Origin of the sequence: Pseudomonas sp. FEN (genome assembly GCF_904067045.1) — a bacterium.
In the GTDB taxonomy this organism is placed as follows: Bacteria; Pseudomonadota; Gammaproteobacteria; order Pseudomonadales; family Pseudomonadaceae; genus Aquipseudomonas.
Map to the genome: position 1 here is coordinate 1 of NZ_CAJFDC010000034.1, position 16,559 is coordinate 16,559.

The window sequence follows — 16,559 nt, forward strand, 5'->3', positions numbered from 1 at the left end:
CGTGGTCACGAAGGCGGTGAGCTCCGGTTCCTGGTCAGGGAGGGCCTGGGTGTTCAAGACAATGGCATCCTCAATCGCCGGCAAGGCATTGCGAACCCCATTCTCGATCTCGGACAGATTCACGAGCATGCCGCGGATCTTGATCTGGTTATCTCGTCGCCCCAGGCAGATCGACTTGTCGTCCGACACGCGCCGAGCGTAATCCCCGGTGAAGTAGACGAGACGCACGACGTCATCGATGGATACGTGCCTGAAACGTTCCGCCTGCAGAGAAGGGTTGTTCAGATAGCCTCTGCCGACACCCATGCCGGAGATCACGATCTGACCAATGTCTCCCACGGCAACCGGACGATCCTCGTCATCAAGAATGTCCACGCGGCAATTACCAACAGGGTTGCCCATGGGAATGCCTTCGGCCAGATAGGTCTGGTAGTCAGACATGGTGTAAGACGTCGCCACGTCCGTGCATTCAGCAACGCCGTACTGGTGGATCAAATTGCATGCGGAGCCTTTTTTCCGGGCCCAATCCATCACCCGGGCGGTTGCCAGTGCCTCACCGCCGATAAACAGATGCCGTAGCGTCCCCAGGCGGTCCCCGGCCTGGCCGGCCTGGATGATCAGATAGAGGGAGCTGGGTGCCAGGTGAATGCTGCGGATTCGGTGACGTTCAATGAGATCGACAATCTCGTAGCCATCAAACACGCTACTGCTGGTGAGTGAAATTGCCGCGCCGCAATACAGTGGTGTTACCAGGCTGCGCTGGGAAATGTCGAAGCCGAATGCCGATACCAAAATGCCGTTGGCTTCCTGGTCGAGGCCATATTCATTGACATGCCAGTTGATCAGATTCGCCCAGCTGCGATGAGTAATGGCGACAGCCTTGGGAATGCCAGTAGTACCCGAAGTGAATACGGTGTAGCAAAGGTCGTTCTCCCGGGCCGGCGAGACAAATGCTTCAGCCATGGGGGCTTGCGCCAGTTGCCGGCGCAAGGATTCGATCTCGGCGACCGCGAGCGGTACTTCCTTGAGGATCTCGGCGGTCTGCGCGGTGGCGAAGATGAGTTTGAGATTCGCCAGTTGTTGAATCATCAGCATCAGTCGAGAGGCTGGATTGGCAATATCCAGCGGTACATAAGCCGCGCCGCATTTGAGAATCCCGATGATGCAGACCAGGGTCGACACAGACGGCTGGAAAAAAATCCCGACCAGGTCTCCCGCCTGAATACCTTGGGCTCTCAGATAAGCTGCCAGAGCGGAGGATTCACGATCAAGTTGGGAGTAGGTCAATGTTTCATATACGTTGCGTACGGCGACAGCATCAGGCGTTTGTGCCGCCCAATAAGCCACTTTTTCATGAATCATGGGCGCGCGAATGCCCTGCTTATCAATAAAAGACATCGATTTACTTCCTGAAGTGGAGTCAGTTGGTGGTGGAGAGTCTGGCCGCGGTCTCGATGATGATGTCTTCCTGTCCAGCCACTAACTTGCGTTGACCCAGTAGTTGATAGAGTTGAAATTCGTCCACTTTGAATTGCTCCGCCGCGCGTTTTATATGCGGTGCAAAACCGGAGAACAGGCCATGAATGCCACTGGCGATATTGGCAGCCCCAATGTGCGGAGTCAGGCAATCCAGATAGTGTTCCGAGGAGCGCGCCAGGCTGGCGGCCGCTTCAAATGAACACTGCGTCCGATACCCCAGGCGATTGAGCACTGCAATCAGGGTCTCGAGTTGAGTATTACCGGCGCCCGCGCCAAAGCCTTTGATGCAGGCGTCCAGCAGTTCGGCGCCTTCCTCAACCGCGGCGATTGAGTTCGCCACAGCCATGCCCAGATTATTGTGGGCATGAAAACCCAGTTTCGTATCGGTCAACTGCTGAATCGCCTGGATCCGCCAGCGCACATCGTCAGGGGTAAGGTAACCTGCGCTATCCATGAGAATGATTGCATCGGCGCCGTAGCTCGCCATGAGCGAGGCTTGTTCGGCGAGCACTTCCGGTTCGGCCATGTGGCTCATCATCAGGACGCCATAAACGGTCTTGCCCTGGTTTTTGACGGACTCGATATAAGGCGCGGTGATGTTGGCTTCGGTGCAATGAGAGGCGATCCGGAAGACATCGACACCCATATCGATGGCAAGCTCGAGGTCTGTCGATTTGCCCAAGCCGGGAATGAAATGAACACCCAGCCGCCCATGCCGGATCGCTGATCTGGCTGTCTCGAGCATTTTCTGGTCATTAACGCTGCTGATCCCCAACAGCGCCGAAGAGCCGCCGAGTCCGTTGCCATGGCCCACTTCAATGATGTCGATGCCGGCGGCATCCGCCTGCTCGGCATATTGACGGATCTGGTCTATTGAAAGCTGGTGTCGCACGGCATGGTTGCCATCGCGCAAAGTGCAGTCAGTAATGGTAATCATGCGGCGGTCCGCTCCCAGCAAGCAGAATGGAGTTCGGCGACAGCAATGGCGGCACAATTGATAATGTCCAGGTTGCCAGCGTAGGCCGGCAGGTAATCACCGCTACCTCGCACAGTCACGCTCATGGTCAGGTGGCCCTTCGATTCGATGGGCTCCAGGACCATCTGGTAGCCGGGAACATATTGTTGAACGCGAGCAACCATCTGCCTGACACTCGCCCGAACTTTCTCGATGCATTCATAGTTGCCCTTGGCGAACACTGTCGTCTGCATGTCGATGCCAGGTTTGGCCGGGTTGATATTCAGAACCGCCTTGGTCATGCCAGCGCCGCTGAAATGCCGCAAGGCTTGTTCGGTGGTCAAAATGTACTGATTGATGTTTTCTCGGGTCGCCAGACCGGCGCTGTTTGACGCGATGGTCGAGGCGACTTCGATATATTCCAGGGACTGGAAAGACTGAGCGATCGCATAGGCCAATGGGATGCTTGCCTGGCCGCCACAAGTGATCAGATTCACGTTGCGCTCGTTGGCCATGCTGTCCAGATTGATCGACGGTACGCAGATCGCCCCGATCTTCGCGGGCGTCATGTCTATCGCAAACAGGTTGGCCTTGCGAAACACCTGGTCGTTGATCCGGTGAGATTGCGCGGAGGTCGCATCGAAAACAATGTCGAGCTCATCGCCGTGCTCGGCCAAAAACTCAATCCCCTCGGCTGAGGTTGCAATGCCCAATTCGCGGGCCCTGGCCAGACCGTCGCTATTGGGACTGCGCCCTATCACCATTCTCAGATCGAGATGATGAGAACGCATCGCCTTGTACATCAAATCTATCCCTATGCTTCCCGATCCGATGATCGCGGCGCGTTTGCGAGGCATTGCTGATTCCATTTTCGCTGGCTCCTGACCTGACATCCTTTACCGTTACCTCGCTTGGGACCCCTACCTGCTAGTGGGGCCCTAGCCCGTTTAGTAACGATAATCAGCCGCCCAGGGATTTGCTTGTACGTTCTTGGGTTCAGGCAAAAGATGCGAGGGGCTGATGATCCACAGCCGTTTTCGCGCCCATTGCCGAGGGTGTGTCTGTTGACGATGGACTGGAAGGTTTAGCCAAGGTAGGTAAGTCCGCTTGCCACGCGTCCAAGATGGTCTTGATCGGACTCCAGTAGGAGTAAAAACCAAAAAATCGCCTGTAATTGGTGTTTTCAGTGTTTTTTTTTATCTTTCGGATCTGATTTCGCAATTTGTATCAAGCTATGTTCGACTAGCATTGGATCCAAAGGTCGGTGGTGCAAAGCCCCCTTGGCCGGCCGCGGACGAAACGGTTCTAAATAAAAAGGAGAAACACCATGATGCTCAAGGATCCTTCCAGCAAATATCGACACTTCGCCACCGTGGACCTGGCGGACCGCCAATGGCCCAATCTTGTCCAGAAAGCGGCGCCTACCTGGTGTAGCGTTGATATGCGTGATGGCAATCAGGCGTTGATTGAGCCCATGAATGCGGAGCGCAAGCGCCGGTTCTTCGAGCTGTTGGTCAAGGTCGGTTTCAAGGAAATAGAAGTGGGCTTTCCGGCCGCATCGCAAACCGATTTCGACTACGTTCGCGAGCTGATTGACAGTAACGCGATTCCCGACGATGTCACCATTCAGGTCATGACTCAGGCTCGCAGCCATCTCATCGAGCGGACTTTCGAAGCGCTAAAAGGGGTTCCGCGTGCCATTGTGCATGTCTACAACGCCACGGCGCCGGTGTTTCGTGATGTGGTGTTTGGCGTCGACCGTGCGGGTTGCATCGAGATCGCCACGCAGGCGACTCGAGAGATCAAGCGTCACATGGAGAACAATCCAGGCACGCAGTGGACCTTCCAGTATTCCCCTGAAACCTTTTGCTTCACCGAGTTGGATTTCGGCCTGGAAATCTGTGAGGCGGTGACGGACGTCTTTGCGCCTACCCCGGACAACAAGATGATCCTGAATCTGCCGACCACGGTCGAAGTGTCTACCGCGAATGTCTTTGCCGATCAGATTGAATGGTTCTGTCGACATTTCAGTCGCCGTGACAGCGTTGTCATCAGTGTTCATCCGCATAATGACCGGGGCACCGGTGTCGCCACCGCCGAGCAAGCGTGCCTGGCCGGTGCCGAGCGCGTGGAAGGCACCCTGTTCGGTAATGGCGAGCGAACCGGCAACGTCGATATCCTGACCTTGGCGATGAATCTCTACACCAGCGGCATAGACCCGCAGCTTGATTTTTCGGACATCATTCACGTACAGCGCGAAGTAGAGCACTGTAATCAACTGCCTACTCATCCTCGTCATCCCTATGCGGGTGAGCTGGTGTTCACCGCATTTTCAGGTTCGCACCAAGATGCGATCAAGAAAGGTTTTGCCGCGCGCCAGGCCAACCCTGACGGCTTCTGGGAAGTTCCTTACCTGCCGATTGACCCCGCCGATATGGGGCGCAGCTACGAGGCGGTGATACGCGTCAACAGCCAATCGGGTAAAGGCGGGGTTGCCTATCTGCTTGAGCAGCAGGGTATTGTCATGCCGCGCCGGTTGCAGATGGAGTTCAGCAGCTTGGTCCAGCAGGAGGCGGACGGTTCGGGTCAGGAGATCAGTGGCGAGATGATACTGGCGTGTTTTACCCAGCACTACCTGGATCAGGGGAATCCCTACACGCTGGCGCAGCCTAAATTGGTCAGCGAAGGTGATGTGACCTACCTGGAGGGAACGCTGCATGCCGGCAGGGACAGGATCGACCTGAGCGGTGAGGGCAACGGTCCGTTGGCGGCGCTGGTCGATGCCTTTGCCCATCGTGGCCTGATCTTCGATATCGCGGATTATCACGAGCACTCTACCCGCGATGGCGCGCAAGCGGAGGCACTGGCCTATGTCGAGATTCGCGTGGGCAACCAGTTGCTGTTTGGTGCGGCGCGTGACGGCAGCAGCTTGCTGGCTTCCCTCAAGGCGCTGACCAGCGCAGTCAATCGCGCGTCGCGCCTTGGGCTGTTGAACGTGCTGAGCACAGCGGTGCCGTCCTGAGATGAACGCGCACACAGCCCTGGCCGCGCTGGCCGGTAACTACTGTCATGGCGACATAGTTGCTTCGCATCGGCATACCGAGGGGCAACTGGTGCATGCCATTGACGGCGTGATGCTGGTCTCGGTAGCTGGCACGACCTGGATCGTGCCTTCCGGGCATGCGCTCTGGGTACCTTCGGGTAGGGAACATCAGGTCCGTATGACGGGCGACGTCCGTATGCGCACGTTACTGATTACCCCGGGTGCCCACAGCGCCCTGGCGGAAGAATGCCAGGTTATCAAGGTGTCGCCACTGTTGCGTGAGTTGATCGTGGCGGCCGCGGGTGAGCTCAATGATGAAGGTGCTCGATTGCGCCATGCACAGATCGTCGATCTGATTTTCTCGGAGCTCGCCAGGGCGCAGCCGGTAATGGCTCATGTACCTATCCCTGCCGAGCCTCGACTGAAGTCGCTCTGTGCCGACTTTATCGACAATCCCTCCCAGGAGTCGAAGCTGGAAAGTTGGGCAGGGCAACTGAACATGAGTTCACGGACCCTGGCTCGCTTGTTCCAGAAAGAACTGGGCATGAGCTACAGCGAGTGGCGCAAACGCACGCGGTTGCTGCTCAGTCTGCAGCGATTGGCTTCTGGCGCGTCGATTCTGGAAGTGGCGCTGGAGCATGGTTACCAAAGCCCCAGTGCATTCACCGCGATGTTCAAGCGCACCATGGGTTACACCCCGAGCAATTGCCGTTCGGTCTAGCTCCTTCCTTGAAATCCAATAGTCCTTGCCGAGCATGGTCGACCCTTACGGGCGACCATGCCTCGGCATGTCTGTGGTTTGGCGGCTTGGAGGCTGAGCCCCACGGTTTTCAAAGGCAGATTGTTCAGTTGTCCTAATCGAAACGATGGTTGTCTGGAACTCAGGAGAAGCGGGAGTGGCCGCTCCCATAACCTGCGTCTCTACTCAGAACTCTGGATGCTTGCGATGCGCTCGCCCTTTTTTACCGCGTGGCACGGCCATATTCCGCTCTTGGGCATGGCGGCCATTCTTTTGACCGGCTGCTCCACATGGATCACCCATCAGCCGGCACAACCGCATCTGGCGCGCATCAACCCCTGAGCAGCTTGCCTCAAGGCGTGTCCGCCCAAGCGCTGCCCGAACGATGGTGGCGGTTGTACAACGACCCCAGACTTGACCGCCTGGTGGAGCAGGCATTGCTCCATAACCGGGATCTGGCGACGGCCCAGGCCCATGTCCAATCGATGCTGGCCGGGATCACGCAGGCCGACGCCGAGCGCTGGCCATCCACTCAGGCATCACTCGGCGCCACTTACGGCAAATCTGCCGATGACCAGACGCTGGCCAAGGCTACCGATAGCCATGCCCCCTCGCAGTGGCAGTTCAATCCCGGCTTTGAACTGGCCTATCAGGTGGATATCTGGGGCCAGGTTCAGCACAGCATCGAACGCGCCCGGGTCCAGGCCGCCGCCGCGCAGGATGCGGAAGATCTGCTGCGCGTCACCGTCGCCGCACAAACCACCCGCGCCTATGTGAATGCCTGTGCCTTGGGCGCGCGAGCCAAGGTCCAGCGCGACTCTCTGGACGTCGTTGCGCAAAGCCTTGCGCTGATCGACCGACAGCGCCGGGCCGGGTTGGTGACTGATCTGGAATACACCCGGATGCAGGTGCTGCAGGGGGAAACCCTGGCCTTGTTGCCGATGCTCGAAGCGCGTCGGCAGGTAGCGTTGTACGAGCTGGCGATGTTGACCGGTGTTACCGACCTGAAGCAGGACCCCGCGGCCGCGGCCTGTGAAGCCGTACCGCAGCTCAATGCCGAGTTGCCGGTGGGGGATGGCTGGCGGTTGTTGGCGCGTCGCCCGGATATTCGCCAAGCCGAGCGGGTATTGCAGGCGGCCTCGCTGCAGGTGGATATCGTTCAGGCGGATTTGTACCCGAAGGTGACCTTTGGCGGTTCGCTGTCCTCGTCCAGTCATGCGCTGAATGAGCTGGGGCACAGTAGTGCGGTGATGTTCGGCATCGGCCCGTTGATCACCTGGCAATTTCCCAATTGGCAAGCCAATCGCGCACGGGTCAACCAAGCCCAGGCGCTGGAGCGGGGCGAAGTGGCGCAATTTGAAGCCAGCGTGCTCAAGGCGCTCAAGGAAGTGCGGCAGGCCCTGGCCTTGTATGACGGTGAGCGTCAGCGCCACGCGGCCTTGAGTCAGGCCCTGGACGGTAGCCGCAAGGCCTTCAAGCTGGCCCAGCTCAATTACGACGCCGGCTCGATCGACTTCCTTGATGTGCTGGACAGCGAGCGTCAACTGATTCGCCTGCAAGCCACCCGCGCCGACGCGGATGGCCAATTGTTGCAGCGCCAGATCGCCCTGTTTCGAGCCCTCGGCGGTGGTTGGCAGTCTGCCTCCTCCGAGACCTCTGTCGATGCGTCCTCGCATGCTTCTGTCACCTTTTCCGGTACCCAGCCATGAATATTGCCGTTGATGAAAAAACCGCGTTCCAGAGCGAGCAGGAGAGCGTGGTCCAGCAGCTCATGCATGATCGCAAGCAGCGCCGTAAAAGGAATCTGATCCTGTTGGGCGGCGGCGTGCTGTTGGTCGGCGCCTTGGCGTTCGGGTTTACTGGATGAGCGTCGGTCGATATCTGGAACAGACCGATGATGCCTATGTGCGCGCGGATTGGATTCCCATCAGTGCGCGGGTGTCCGGCTATGTTGCTCAGGTGCTGGTGGAGGATGACCAGCCGGTGAAGGCGGGGGACGTGCTGGTACGCATCGAGGACCGTGACTATCAGGCCCGACTGGATCAGGCCTCGCGCCGAACTGGCCGAGACCGAGGCCGCGGTGGTTGCACAACAGGTCAACCTGCAGGTCACCGAATCACGGTCCTCGATGCGTACCAAGCACGTCCCCGCCTTCACGGCTGGTCATCTCCACCAGCACCTGAGCAACATAGCCGGACACCCGCGCACTGATGGGAATCCAATCCGCGCGCACATAGGCATCATCGGTCTGTTCCAGATATCGACCGACGCTCATCCAGTAAACCCGAACGCCAAGGCGCCGACCAACAGCACGCCGCCGCCCAACAGGATCAGATTCTTTTACGGCGCTGCTTGCGATCATGCATGAGCTGCTGGACCACGCTCTCCTGCTCGCTCTGGAACGCGGTTTTTTCATCAACGGCAATATTCATGGCTGGGTACCGGAAAAGGTGACAGAAGCATGCGAGGACGCATCGACAGAGGTCTCGGAGGAGGCAGACTGCCAACCACCGCCGAGGGCTCGAAACAGGGCGATCTGGCGCTGCAACAATTGGCCATCCGCGTCGGCGCGGGTGGCTTGCAGGCGAATCAGTTGACGCTCGCTGTCCAGCACATCAAGGAAGTCGATCGAGCCGGCGTCGTAATTGAGCTGGGCCAGCTTGAAGGCCTTGCGGCTACCGTCCAGGGCCTGACTCAAGGCCGCGTGGCGCTGACGCTCACCGTCATACAAGGCCAGGGCCTGCCGCACTTCCTTGAGCGCCTTGAGCACGCTGGCTTCAAATTGCGCCACTTCGCCCCGCTCCAGCGCCTGGGCTTGGTTGACCCGTGCGCGATTGGCTTGCCAATTGGGAAATTGCCAGGTGATCAACGGGCCGATGCCGAACATCACCGCACTACTGTGCCCCAGCTCATTCAGCGCATGACTGGACGAGGACAGCGAACCGCCAAAGGTCACCTTCGGGTACAAATCCGCCTGAACGATATCCACCTGCAGCGAGGCCGCCTGCAATACCCGCTCGGCTTGGCGAATATCCGGGCGACGCGCCAACAACCGCCAGCCATCCCCCACCGGCAACTCGGCATTGAGCTGCGGTACGGCTTCACAGGCCGCGGCCGCGGGTCCTGCTTCAGGTCGGTAACACCGGTCAACATCGCCAGCTCGTACAACGCTACCTGCCGACGCGCTTCGAGCATCGGCAACAAGGCCAGGGTTTCCCCCTGCAGCACCTGCATCCGGGTGTATTCCAGATCAGTCACCAACCCGGCCCGGCGCTGTCGGTCGATCAGCGCAAGGCTTTGCGCAACGACGTCCAGAGAGTCGCGCTGGACCTTGGCTCGCGCGCCCAAGGCACAGGCATTCACATAGGCGCGGGTGGTTTGTGCGGCGACGGTGACGCGCAGCAGATCTTCCGCATCCTGCGCGGCGGCGGCCTGGACCCGGGCGCGTTCGATGCTGTGCTGAACCTGGCCCCAGATATCCACCTGATAGGCCAGTTCAAAGCCGGGATTGAACTGCCACTGCGAGGGGGCATGGCTATCGGTAGCCTTGGCCAGCGTCTGGTCATCGGCAGATTTGCCGTAAGTGGCGCCGAGTGATGCCTGAGTGGATGGCCAGCGCTCGGCGTCGGCCTGCGTGATCCCGGCCAGCATCGATTGGACATGGGCCTGGGCCGTCGCCAGATCCCGGTTATGGAGCAATGCCTGCTCCACCAGGCGGTCAAGTCTGGGTCGTTGTACAACCGCCACCATCGTTCGGGCAGCGCTTGGGCGGACACGCCTTGAGGCAAGCTGCTCAGGGGGTTGATGCGCGCCAGATGCGGTTGTGCCGGCTGATGGGTGATCCATGTGGAGCAGCCGGTCAAAAGAATGGCCGCCATGCCCAAGAGCGGAATATGGCCGTGCCACGCGGTAAAAAAGGGCGAGCGCATCGCAAGCATCCAGAGTTCTGAGTAGAGACGCAGGTTATGGGAGCGGCCACTCCCGCTTCTCCTGAGTTCCAGACAACCATCGTTTCGATTAGGACAACTGAACAATCTGCCTTTGAAAACCGTGGGGCTCAGCCTCCAAGCCGCCAAACCACAGACATGCCGAGGCATGGTCGCCCGTAAGGGTCGACCATGCTCGGCAAGGACTATTGGATTTCAAGGAAGGAGCTAGACCGAACGGCAATTGCTCGGGGTGTAACCCATGGTGCGCTTGAACATCGCGGTGAATGCACTGGGGCTTTGGTAACCATGCTCCAGCGCCACTTCCAGAATCGACGCGCCAGAAGCCAATCGCTGCAGACTGAGCAGCAACCGCGTGCGTTTGCGCCACTCGCTGTAGCTCATGCCCAGTTCTTTCTGGAACAAGCGAGCCAGGGTCCGTGAACTCATGTTCAGTTGCCCTGCCCAACTTTCCAGCTTCGACTCCTGGGAGGGATTGTCGATAAAGTCGGCACAGAGCGACTTCAGTCGAGGCTCGGCAGGGATAGGTACATGAGCCATTACCGGCTGCGCCCTGGCGAGCTCCGAGAAAATCAGATCGACGATCTGTGCATGGCGCAATCGAGCACCTTCATCATTGAGCTCACCCGCGGCCGCCACGATCAACTCACGCAACAGTGGCGACACCTTGATAACCTGGCATTCTTCCGCCAGGGCGCTGTGGGCACCCGGGTAATCAGTAACGTGCGCATACGGACGTCGCCCGTCATACGGACCTGATGTTCCCTACCCGAAGGTACCCAGAGCGCATGCCCGGAAGGCACGATCCAGGTCGTGCCAGCTACCGAGACCAGCATCACGCCGTCAATGGCATGCACCAGTTGCCCCTCGGTATGCCGATGCGAAGCAACTATGTCGCCATGACAGTAGTTACCGGCCAGCGCGGCCAGGGCTGTGTGCGCGTTCATCTCAGGACGGCACCGCTGTGCTCAGCACGTTCAACAGCCCAAGGCGCGACGCGCGATTGACTGCGCTGGTCAGCGCCTTGAGGGAAGCCAGCAAGCTGCTGCCGTCACGCGCCGCACCAAACAGCAACTGGTTGCCCACGCGAATCTCGACATAGGCCAGTGCCTCCGCTTGCGCGCCATCGCGGGTAGAGTGCTCGTGATAATCCGCGATATCGAAGATCAGGCCACGATGGGCAAAGGCATCGACCAGCGCCGCCAACGGACCGTTGCCCTCACCGCTCAGGTCGATCCTGTCCCTGCCGGCATGCAGCGTTCCCTCCAGGTAGGTCACATCACCTTCGCTGACCAATTTAGGCTGCGCCAGCGTGTAGGGATTCCCCTGATCCAGGTAGTGCTGGGTAAAACACGCCAGTATCATCTCGCCACTGATCTCCTGACCCGAACCGTCCGCCTCCTGCTGGACCAAGCTGCTGAACTCCATCTGCAACCGGCGCGGCATGACAATACCCTGCTGCTCAAGCAGATAGGCAACCCCGCCTTTACCCGATTGGCTGTTGACGCGTATCACCGCCTCGTAGCTGCGCCCCATATCGGCGGGGTCAATCGGCAGGTAAGGAACTTCCCAGAAGCCGTCAGGGTTGGCCTGGCGCGCGGCAAAACCTTTCTTGATCGCATCTTGGTGCGAACCTGAAAATGCGGTGAACACCAGCTCACCCGCATAGGGATGACGAGGATGAGTAGGCAGTTGATTACAGTGCTCTACTTCGCGCTGTACGTGAATGATGTCCGAAAAATCAAGCTGCGGGTCTATGCCGCTGGTGTAGAGATTCATCGCCAAGGTCAGGATATCGACGTTGCCGGTTCGCTCGCCATTACCGAACAGGGTGCCTTCCACGCGCTCGGCACCGGCCAGGCACGCTTGCTCGGCGGTGGCGACACCGGTGCCCCGGTCATTATGCGGATGAACACTGATGACAACGCTGTCACGGCGACTGAAATGTCGACAGAACCATTCAATCTGATCGGCAAAGACATTCGCGGTAGACACTTCGACCGTGGTCGGCAGATTCAGGATCATCTTGTTGTCCGGGGTAGGCGCAAAGACGTCCGTCACCGCCTCACAGATTTCCAGGCCGAAATCCAACTCGGTGAAGCAAAAGGTTTCAGGGGAATACTGGAAGGTCCACTGCGTGCCTGGATTGTTCTCCATGTGACGCTTGATCTCTCGAGTCGCCTGCGTGGCGATCTCGATGCAACCCGCACGGTCGACGCCAAACACCACATCACGAAACACCGGCGCCGTGGCGTTGTAGACATGCACAATGGCACGCGGAACCCCTTTTAGCGCTTCGAAAGTCCGCTCGATGAGATGGCTGCGAGCCTGAGTCATGACCTGAATGGTGACATCGTCGGGAATCGCGTTACTGTCAATCAGCTCGCGAACGTAGTCGAAATCGGTTTGCGATGCGGCCGGAAAGCCCACTTCTATTTCCTTGAAACCGACCTTGACCAACAGCTCGAAGAACCGGCGCTTGCGCTCCGCATTCATGGGCTCAATCAACGCCTGATTGCCATCACGCATATCAACGCTACACCAGGTAGGCGCCGCTTTCTGGACAAGATTGGGCCATTGGCGGTCCGCCAGGTCCACGGTGGCGAAGTGTCGATATTTGCTGGAAGGATCCTTGAGCATCATGGTGTTTCTCCTTTTTATTTAGAACCGTTTCGTCCGCGGCCGGCCAAGGGGGCTTTGCACCACCGACCTTTGGATCCAATGCTAGTCGAACATAGCTTGATACAAATTGCGAAATCAGATCCGAAAGATAAAAAAAAACACTGAAAACACCAATTACAGGCGATTTTTTGGTTTTTACTCCTACTGGAGTCCGATCAAGACCATCTTGGACGCGTGGCAAGCGGACTTACCTACCTTGGCTAAACCTTCCAGTCCATCGTCAACAGACACACCCTCGGCAATGGGCGCGAAAACGGCTGTGGATCATCAGCCCCTCGCATCTTTTGCCTGAACCCAAGAACGTACAAGCAAATCCCTGGGCGGCTGATTATCGTTACTAAACGGGCTAGGGCCCCACTAGCAGGTAGGGGTCCCAAGCGAGGTAACGGTAAAGGATGTCAGGTCAGGAGCCAGCGAAAATGGAATCAGCAATGCCTCGCAAACGCGCCGCGATCATCGGATCGGGAAGCATAGGGATAGATTTGATGTACAAGGCGATGCGTTCTCATCATCTCGATCTGAGAATGGTGATAGGGCGCAGTCCCAATAGCGACGGTCTGGCCAGGGCCCGCGAATTGGGCATTGCAACCTCAGCCGAGGGGATTGAGTTTTTGGCCGAGCACGGCGATGAGCTCGACATTGTTTTCGATGCGACCTCCGCGCAATCTCACCGGATCAACGACCAGGTGTTTCGCAAGGCCAACCTGTTTGCGATAGACATGACGCCCGCGAAGATCGGGGCGATCTGCGTACCGTCGATCAATCTGGACAGCATGGCCAACGAGCGCAACGTGAATCTGATCACTTGTGGCGGCCAGGCAAGCATCCCATTGGCCTATGCGATCGCTCAGTCTTTCCAGTCCCTGGAATATATCGAAGTCGCCTCGACCATCGCGTCAAACAGCGCCGGTCTGGCGACCCGAGAAAACATCAATCAGTACATTTTGACCACCGAACAAGCCTTGCGGCATTTCAGCGGCGCTGGCATGACCAAGGCGGTTCTGAATATCAACCCGGCCAAACCTGGCATCGACATGCAGACGACAGTGTTCGCCAAGGGCAACTATGAATGCATCGAGAAAGTTCGGGCGAGTGTCAGGCAGATGGTTGCTCGCGTTCAACAATATGTTCCCGGCTACCAGATGGTCCTGGAGCCCATCGAATCGAAGGGCCACCTGACCATGAGCGTGACTGTGCGAGGTAGCGGTGATTACCTGCCGGCCTACGCTGGCAACCTGGACATTATCAATTGTGCCGCCATTGCTGTCGCCGAACTCCATTCTGCTTGCTGGGAGCGGACCGCCGCATGATTACCATTACTGACTGCACTTTGCGCGATGGCAACCATGCCGTGCGACACCAGCTTTCAATAGACCAGATCCGTCAATATGCCGAGCAGGCGGATGCCGCCGGCATCGACATCATTGAAGTGGGCCATGGCAACGGACTCGGCGGCTCTTCGGCGCTGTTGGGGATCAGCAGCGTTAATGACCAGAAAATGCTCGAGACAGCCAGATCAGCGATCCGGCATGGGCGGCTGGGTGTTCATTTCATTCCCGGCTTGGGCAAATCGACAGACCTCGAGCTTGCCATCGATATGGGTGTCGATGTCTTCCGGATCGCCTCTCATTGCACCGAAGCCAACATCACCGCGCCTTATATCGAGTCCGTCAAAAACCAGGGCAAGACCGTTTATGGCGTCCTGATGATGAGCCACATGGCCGAACCGGAAGTGCTCGCCGAACAAGCCTCGCTCATGGCGAGCTACGGCGCCGATGCAATCATTCTCATGGATAGCGCAGGTTACCTTACCCCTGACGATGTGCGCTGGCGGATCCAGGCGATTCAGCAGTTGACCGATACGAAACTGGGTTTTCATGCCCACAATAATCTGGGCATGGCTGTGGCGAACTCAATCGCCGCGGTTGAGGAAGGCGCCGAACTGCTGGACGCCTGCATCAAAGGCTTTGGCGCGGGCGCCGGTAATACTCAACTCGAGACCCTGATTGCAGTGCTCAATCGCCTGGGGTATCGGACGCAGTGTTCATTTGAAGCGGCCGCCAGCCTGGCGCGCTCCTCGGAACACTATCTGGATTGCCTGACTCCGCACATTGGGGCTGCCAATATCGCCAGTGGCATTCATGGCCTGTTCTCCGGTTTTGCACCGCATATAAAACGCGCGGCGGAGCAATTCAAAGTGGACGAATTTCAACTCTATCAACTACTGGGTCAACGCAAGTTAGTGGCTGGACAGGAAGACATCATCATCGAGACCGCGGCCAGACTCTCCACCACCAACTGACTCCACTTCAGGAAGTAAATCGATGTCTTTTATTGATAAGCAGGGCATTCGCGCGCCCATGATTCATGAAAAAGTGGCTTATTGGGCGGCACAAACGCCTGATGCTGTCGCCGTACGCAACGTATATGAAACATTGACCTACTCCCAACTTGATCGTGAATCCTCCGCTCTGGCAGCTTATCTGAGAGCCCAAGGTATTCAGGCGGGAGACCTGGTCGGGATTTTTTTCCAGCCGTCTGTGTCGACCCTGGTCTGCATCATCGGGATTCTCAAATGCGGCGCGGCTTATGTACCGCTGGATATTGCCAATCCAGCCTCTCGACTGATGCTGATGATTCAACAACTGGCGAATCTCAAACTCATCTTCGCCACCGCGCAGACCGCCGAGATCCTCAAGGAAGTACCGCTCGCGGTCGCCGAGATCGAATCCTTGCGCCGGCAACTGGCGCAAGCCCCCATGGCTGAAGCATTTGTCTCGCCGGCCCGGGAGAACGACCTTTGCTACACCGTATTCACTTCGGGTACTACTGGCATTCCCAAGGCTGTCGCCATTACTCATCGCAGCTGGGCGAATCTGATCAACTGGCATGTCAATGAATATGGCCTCGACCAGGAAGCCAACGGCATTTTGGTATCGGCATTCGGCTTCGACATTTCCCAGCGCAGCCTGGTAACACCACTGTATTGCGGCGCGGCAATTTCACTCACCAGCAGTAGCGTGTTTGATGGCTACGAGATTGTCGATCTCATTGAACGTCACCGAATCCGCAGCATTCACCTGGCACCCAGCTCCCTCTATCTGATCATCCAGGCCGGCCAGGCCGGGGACCGCCTGGGGACGCTACGGCATCTGTTTATCGGCGGTGAGGCACTGGCAACCGCCCGGGTGATGGATTGGGCCCGGAAAAAAGGCTCCGCATGCAATTTGATCCACCAGTACGGCGTTGCTGAATGCACGGACGTGGCGACGTCTTACACCATGTCTGACTACCAGACCTATCTGGCCGAAGGCATTCCCATGGGCAACCCTGTTGGTAATTGCCGCGTGGACATTCTTGATGACGAGGATCGTCCGGTTGCCGTGGGAGACATTGGTCAGATCGTGATCTCCGGCATGGGTGTCGGCAGAGGCTATCTGAACAACCCTTCTCTGCAGGCGGAACGTTTCAGGCACGTATCCATCGATGACGTCGTGCGTCTCGTCTACTTCACCGGGGATTACGCTCGGCGCGTGTCGGACGACAAGTCGATCTGCCTGGGGCGACGAGATAACCAGATCAAGATCCGCGGCATGCTCGTGAATCTGTCCGAGATCGAGAATGGGGTTCGCAATGCCTTGCCGGCGATTGAGGATGCCATTGTCTTGAACACCCAGGCCCTCCCTGACCAGGAACCGGAGCTCACCGCCTTCG

Annotated in this window: 13 protein-coding genes and 3 pseudogenes; 9 read left to right on the forward strand and 7 right to left on the reverse strand. The window is 58.1% G+C overall.

Features of this window, described 5'->3' with window-relative positions:
* The 3 genes from PFEN_RS23585 to PFEN_RS23595 form a co-directional block, all read right to left on the reverse strand.
* Window positions 1-1,398: amino acid adenylation domain-containing protein (locus tag PFEN_RS23585; RefSeq protein WP_191489070.1), on the reverse strand; the 1,398-nt coding region annotated here is incomplete at its 3' end.
* A gap of 22 nt (window positions 1,399-1,420) precedes the next feature.
* Window positions 1,421-2,416, reverse strand: coding sequence for a 4-hydroxy-2-oxovalerate aldolase (gene dmpG / locus PFEN_RS23590; protein WP_191488329.1), 996 nt, complete (start codon window positions 2,414-2,416; stop codon window positions 1,421-1,423).
* Window positions 2,413-3,291 carry an acetaldehyde dehydrogenase (acetylating) gene (locus PFEN_RS23595; protein WP_224771006.1) on the reverse strand — a complete coding sequence of 293 codons (879 nt, stop codon included), beginning with the start codon at window positions 3,289-3,291 and terminating at the stop codon, window positions 2,413-2,415. The genes dmpG (PFEN_RS23590) and PFEN_RS23595 overlap by 4 nt, the downstream gene beginning before the upstream one ends.
* A gap of 470 nt (window positions 3,292-3,761) precedes the next feature.
* Between PFEN_RS23595 and leuA (PFEN_RS23600) the strand changes: the two genes are divergently transcribed.
* The 6 genes and pseudogenes from leuA (PFEN_RS23600) to PFEN_RS31630 form a co-directional block, all read left to right on the forward strand.
* Window positions 3,762-5,456, forward strand: a complete 1,695-nt coding sequence (leuA, locus tag PFEN_RS23600; RefSeq protein ID WP_191488327.1) for a 2-isopropylmalate synthase — start codon at window positions 3,762-3,764, stop codon at window positions 5,454-5,456.
* A 1-nt stretch (window position 5,457) separates the two neighbouring features.
* Complete coding sequence (locus tag PFEN_RS23605; protein ID WP_191488326.1) at window positions 5,458-6,198, forward strand: AraC family transcriptional regulator; 741 nt, start codon at window positions 5,458-5,460, stop codon at window positions 6,196-6,198.
* A gap of 225 nt (window positions 6,199-6,423) precedes the next feature.
* Complete coding sequence (locus PFEN_RS31145; protein ID WP_263596634.1) at window positions 6,424-6,558, forward strand: hypothetical protein; 135 nt, start codon at window positions 6,424-6,426, stop codon at window positions 6,556-6,558.
* Between the two features lie 17 nt (window positions 6,559-6,575).
* On the forward strand, window positions 6,576-7,925 hold the full coding sequence (locus PFEN_RS23610; RefSeq protein WP_263596635.1) for an efflux transporter outer membrane subunit: 1,350 nt from the start codon (window positions 6,576-6,578) through the stop codon (window positions 7,923-7,925).
* Window positions 7,922-8,083, forward strand: a complete 162-nt coding sequence (locus PFEN_RS31625) for a hypothetical protein (RefSeq protein ID WP_412071473.1) — start codon at window positions 7,922-7,924, stop codon at window positions 8,081-8,083. The genes PFEN_RS23610 and PFEN_RS31625 overlap by 4 nt, the downstream gene beginning before the upstream one ends.
* Window positions 8,080-8,205 (forward strand): annotated as a pseudogene (locus PFEN_RS31630) (HlyD family secretion protein); the annotation flags it as partial. The gene PFEN_RS31625 and the pseudogene PFEN_RS31630, both read left to right, overlap by 4 nt.
* A 127-nt stretch (window positions 8,206-8,332) precedes the next feature.
* On the opposite strand, the gene PFEN_RS30855 reads toward PFEN_RS31630, so the two are convergent.
* From PFEN_RS30855 to leuA (PFEN_RS23635), 4 genes and pseudogenes are all read right to left on the reverse strand, one after another.
* Window positions 8,333-8,491 carry a hypothetical protein gene (locus tag PFEN_RS30855; protein WP_412071474.1) on the reverse strand — a complete coding sequence of 53 codons (159 nt, stop codon included), beginning with the start codon at window positions 8,489-8,491 and terminating at the stop codon, window positions 8,333-8,335.
* Window positions 8,492-8,644: 153 nt separating this feature from the next.
* A pseudogene (locus PFEN_RS23625) lies at window positions 8,645-10,145 on the reverse strand (efflux transporter outer membrane subunit).
* Between the two features lie 225 nt (window positions 10,146-10,370).
* Window positions 10,371-11,110, reverse strand: a pseudogene (locus tag PFEN_RS23630) (AraC family transcriptional regulator).
* A 1-nt stretch (window position 11,111) separates the two neighbouring features.
* A complete protein-coding gene (leuA, locus tag PFEN_RS23635) occupies window positions 11,112-12,806 on the reverse strand; it encodes a 2-isopropylmalate synthase (RefSeq protein ID WP_191488327.1) in 1,695 nt (564 codons plus the stop codon).
* Window positions 12,807-13,276: 470 nt separating this feature from the next.
* On the opposite strand from leuA (PFEN_RS23635), the gene PFEN_RS23640 reads away from it, so the two are divergent.
* From PFEN_RS23640 to PFEN_RS23650, 3 genes are all read left to right on the forward strand, one after another.
* Window positions 13,277-14,155 (forward strand): acetaldehyde dehydrogenase (acetylating), encoded by an 879-nt coding sequence (locus tag PFEN_RS23640; RefSeq protein WP_224771006.1) that lies wholly within the window; start codon window positions 13,277-13,279, stop codon window positions 14,153-14,155.
* Complete coding sequence (dmpG, locus tag PFEN_RS23645) at window positions 14,152-15,147, forward strand: 4-hydroxy-2-oxovalerate aldolase (RefSeq protein ID WP_191488329.1); 996 nt, start codon at window positions 14,152-14,154, stop codon at window positions 15,145-15,147. Before PFEN_RS23640 ends, dmpG (PFEN_RS23645) begins: the two co-directional genes overlap by 4 nt.
* 22 nt (window positions 15,148-15,169) lie before the next feature.
* A partial coding sequence (locus tag PFEN_RS23650) for an amino acid adenylation domain-containing protein (protein ID WP_191489071.1) occupies window positions 15,170-16,559 on the forward strand: 1,390 nt, incomplete at its 3' end.

What these genes read in the sequence shown, in the direction of transcription:
- dmpG (WP_191488329.1), bottom strand. Translation starts at nt 2,416, where the DNA reads ATGATTACCATTACTGACTGCACTTTGCGCGATGGCAACCATGCCGTG.
- PFEN_RS23595 (WP_224771006.1), bottom strand. Translation starts at nt 3,291, where the DNA reads ATGCCTCGCAAACGCGCCGCGATCATCGGATCGGGAAGCATAGGGATA.
- leuA (WP_191488327.1), top strand. Translation starts at nt 3,762, where the DNA reads ATGATGCTCAAGGATCCTTCCAGCAAATATCGACACTTCGCCACCGTG.
- PFEN_RS23605 (WP_191488326.1), top strand. Translation starts at nt 5,458, where the DNA reads ATGAACGCGCACACAGCCCTGGCCGCGCTGGCCGGTAACTACTGTCAT.
- PFEN_RS31145 (WP_263596634.1), top strand. Translation starts at nt 6,424, where the DNA reads ATGCGCTCGCCCTTTTTTACCGCGTGGCACGGCCATATTCCGCTCTTG.
- PFEN_RS31625 (WP_412071473.1), top strand. Translation starts at nt 7,922, where the DNA reads ATGAATATTGCCGTTGATGAAAAAACCGCGTTCCAGAGCGAGCAGGAG.
- PFEN_RS30855 (WP_412071474.1), bottom strand. Translation starts at nt 8,491, where the DNA reads ATGAGCGTCGGTCGATATCTGGAACAGACCGATGATGCCTATGTGCGC.
- leuA (WP_191488327.1), bottom strand. Translation starts at nt 12,806, where the DNA reads ATGATGCTCAAGGATCCTTCCAGCAAATATCGACACTTCGCCACCGTG.
- PFEN_RS23640 (WP_224771006.1), top strand. Translation starts at nt 13,277, where the DNA reads ATGCCTCGCAAACGCGCCGCGATCATCGGATCGGGAAGCATAGGGATA.
- dmpG (WP_191488329.1), top strand. Translation starts at nt 14,152, where the DNA reads ATGATTACCATTACTGACTGCACTTTGCGCGATGGCAACCATGCCGTG.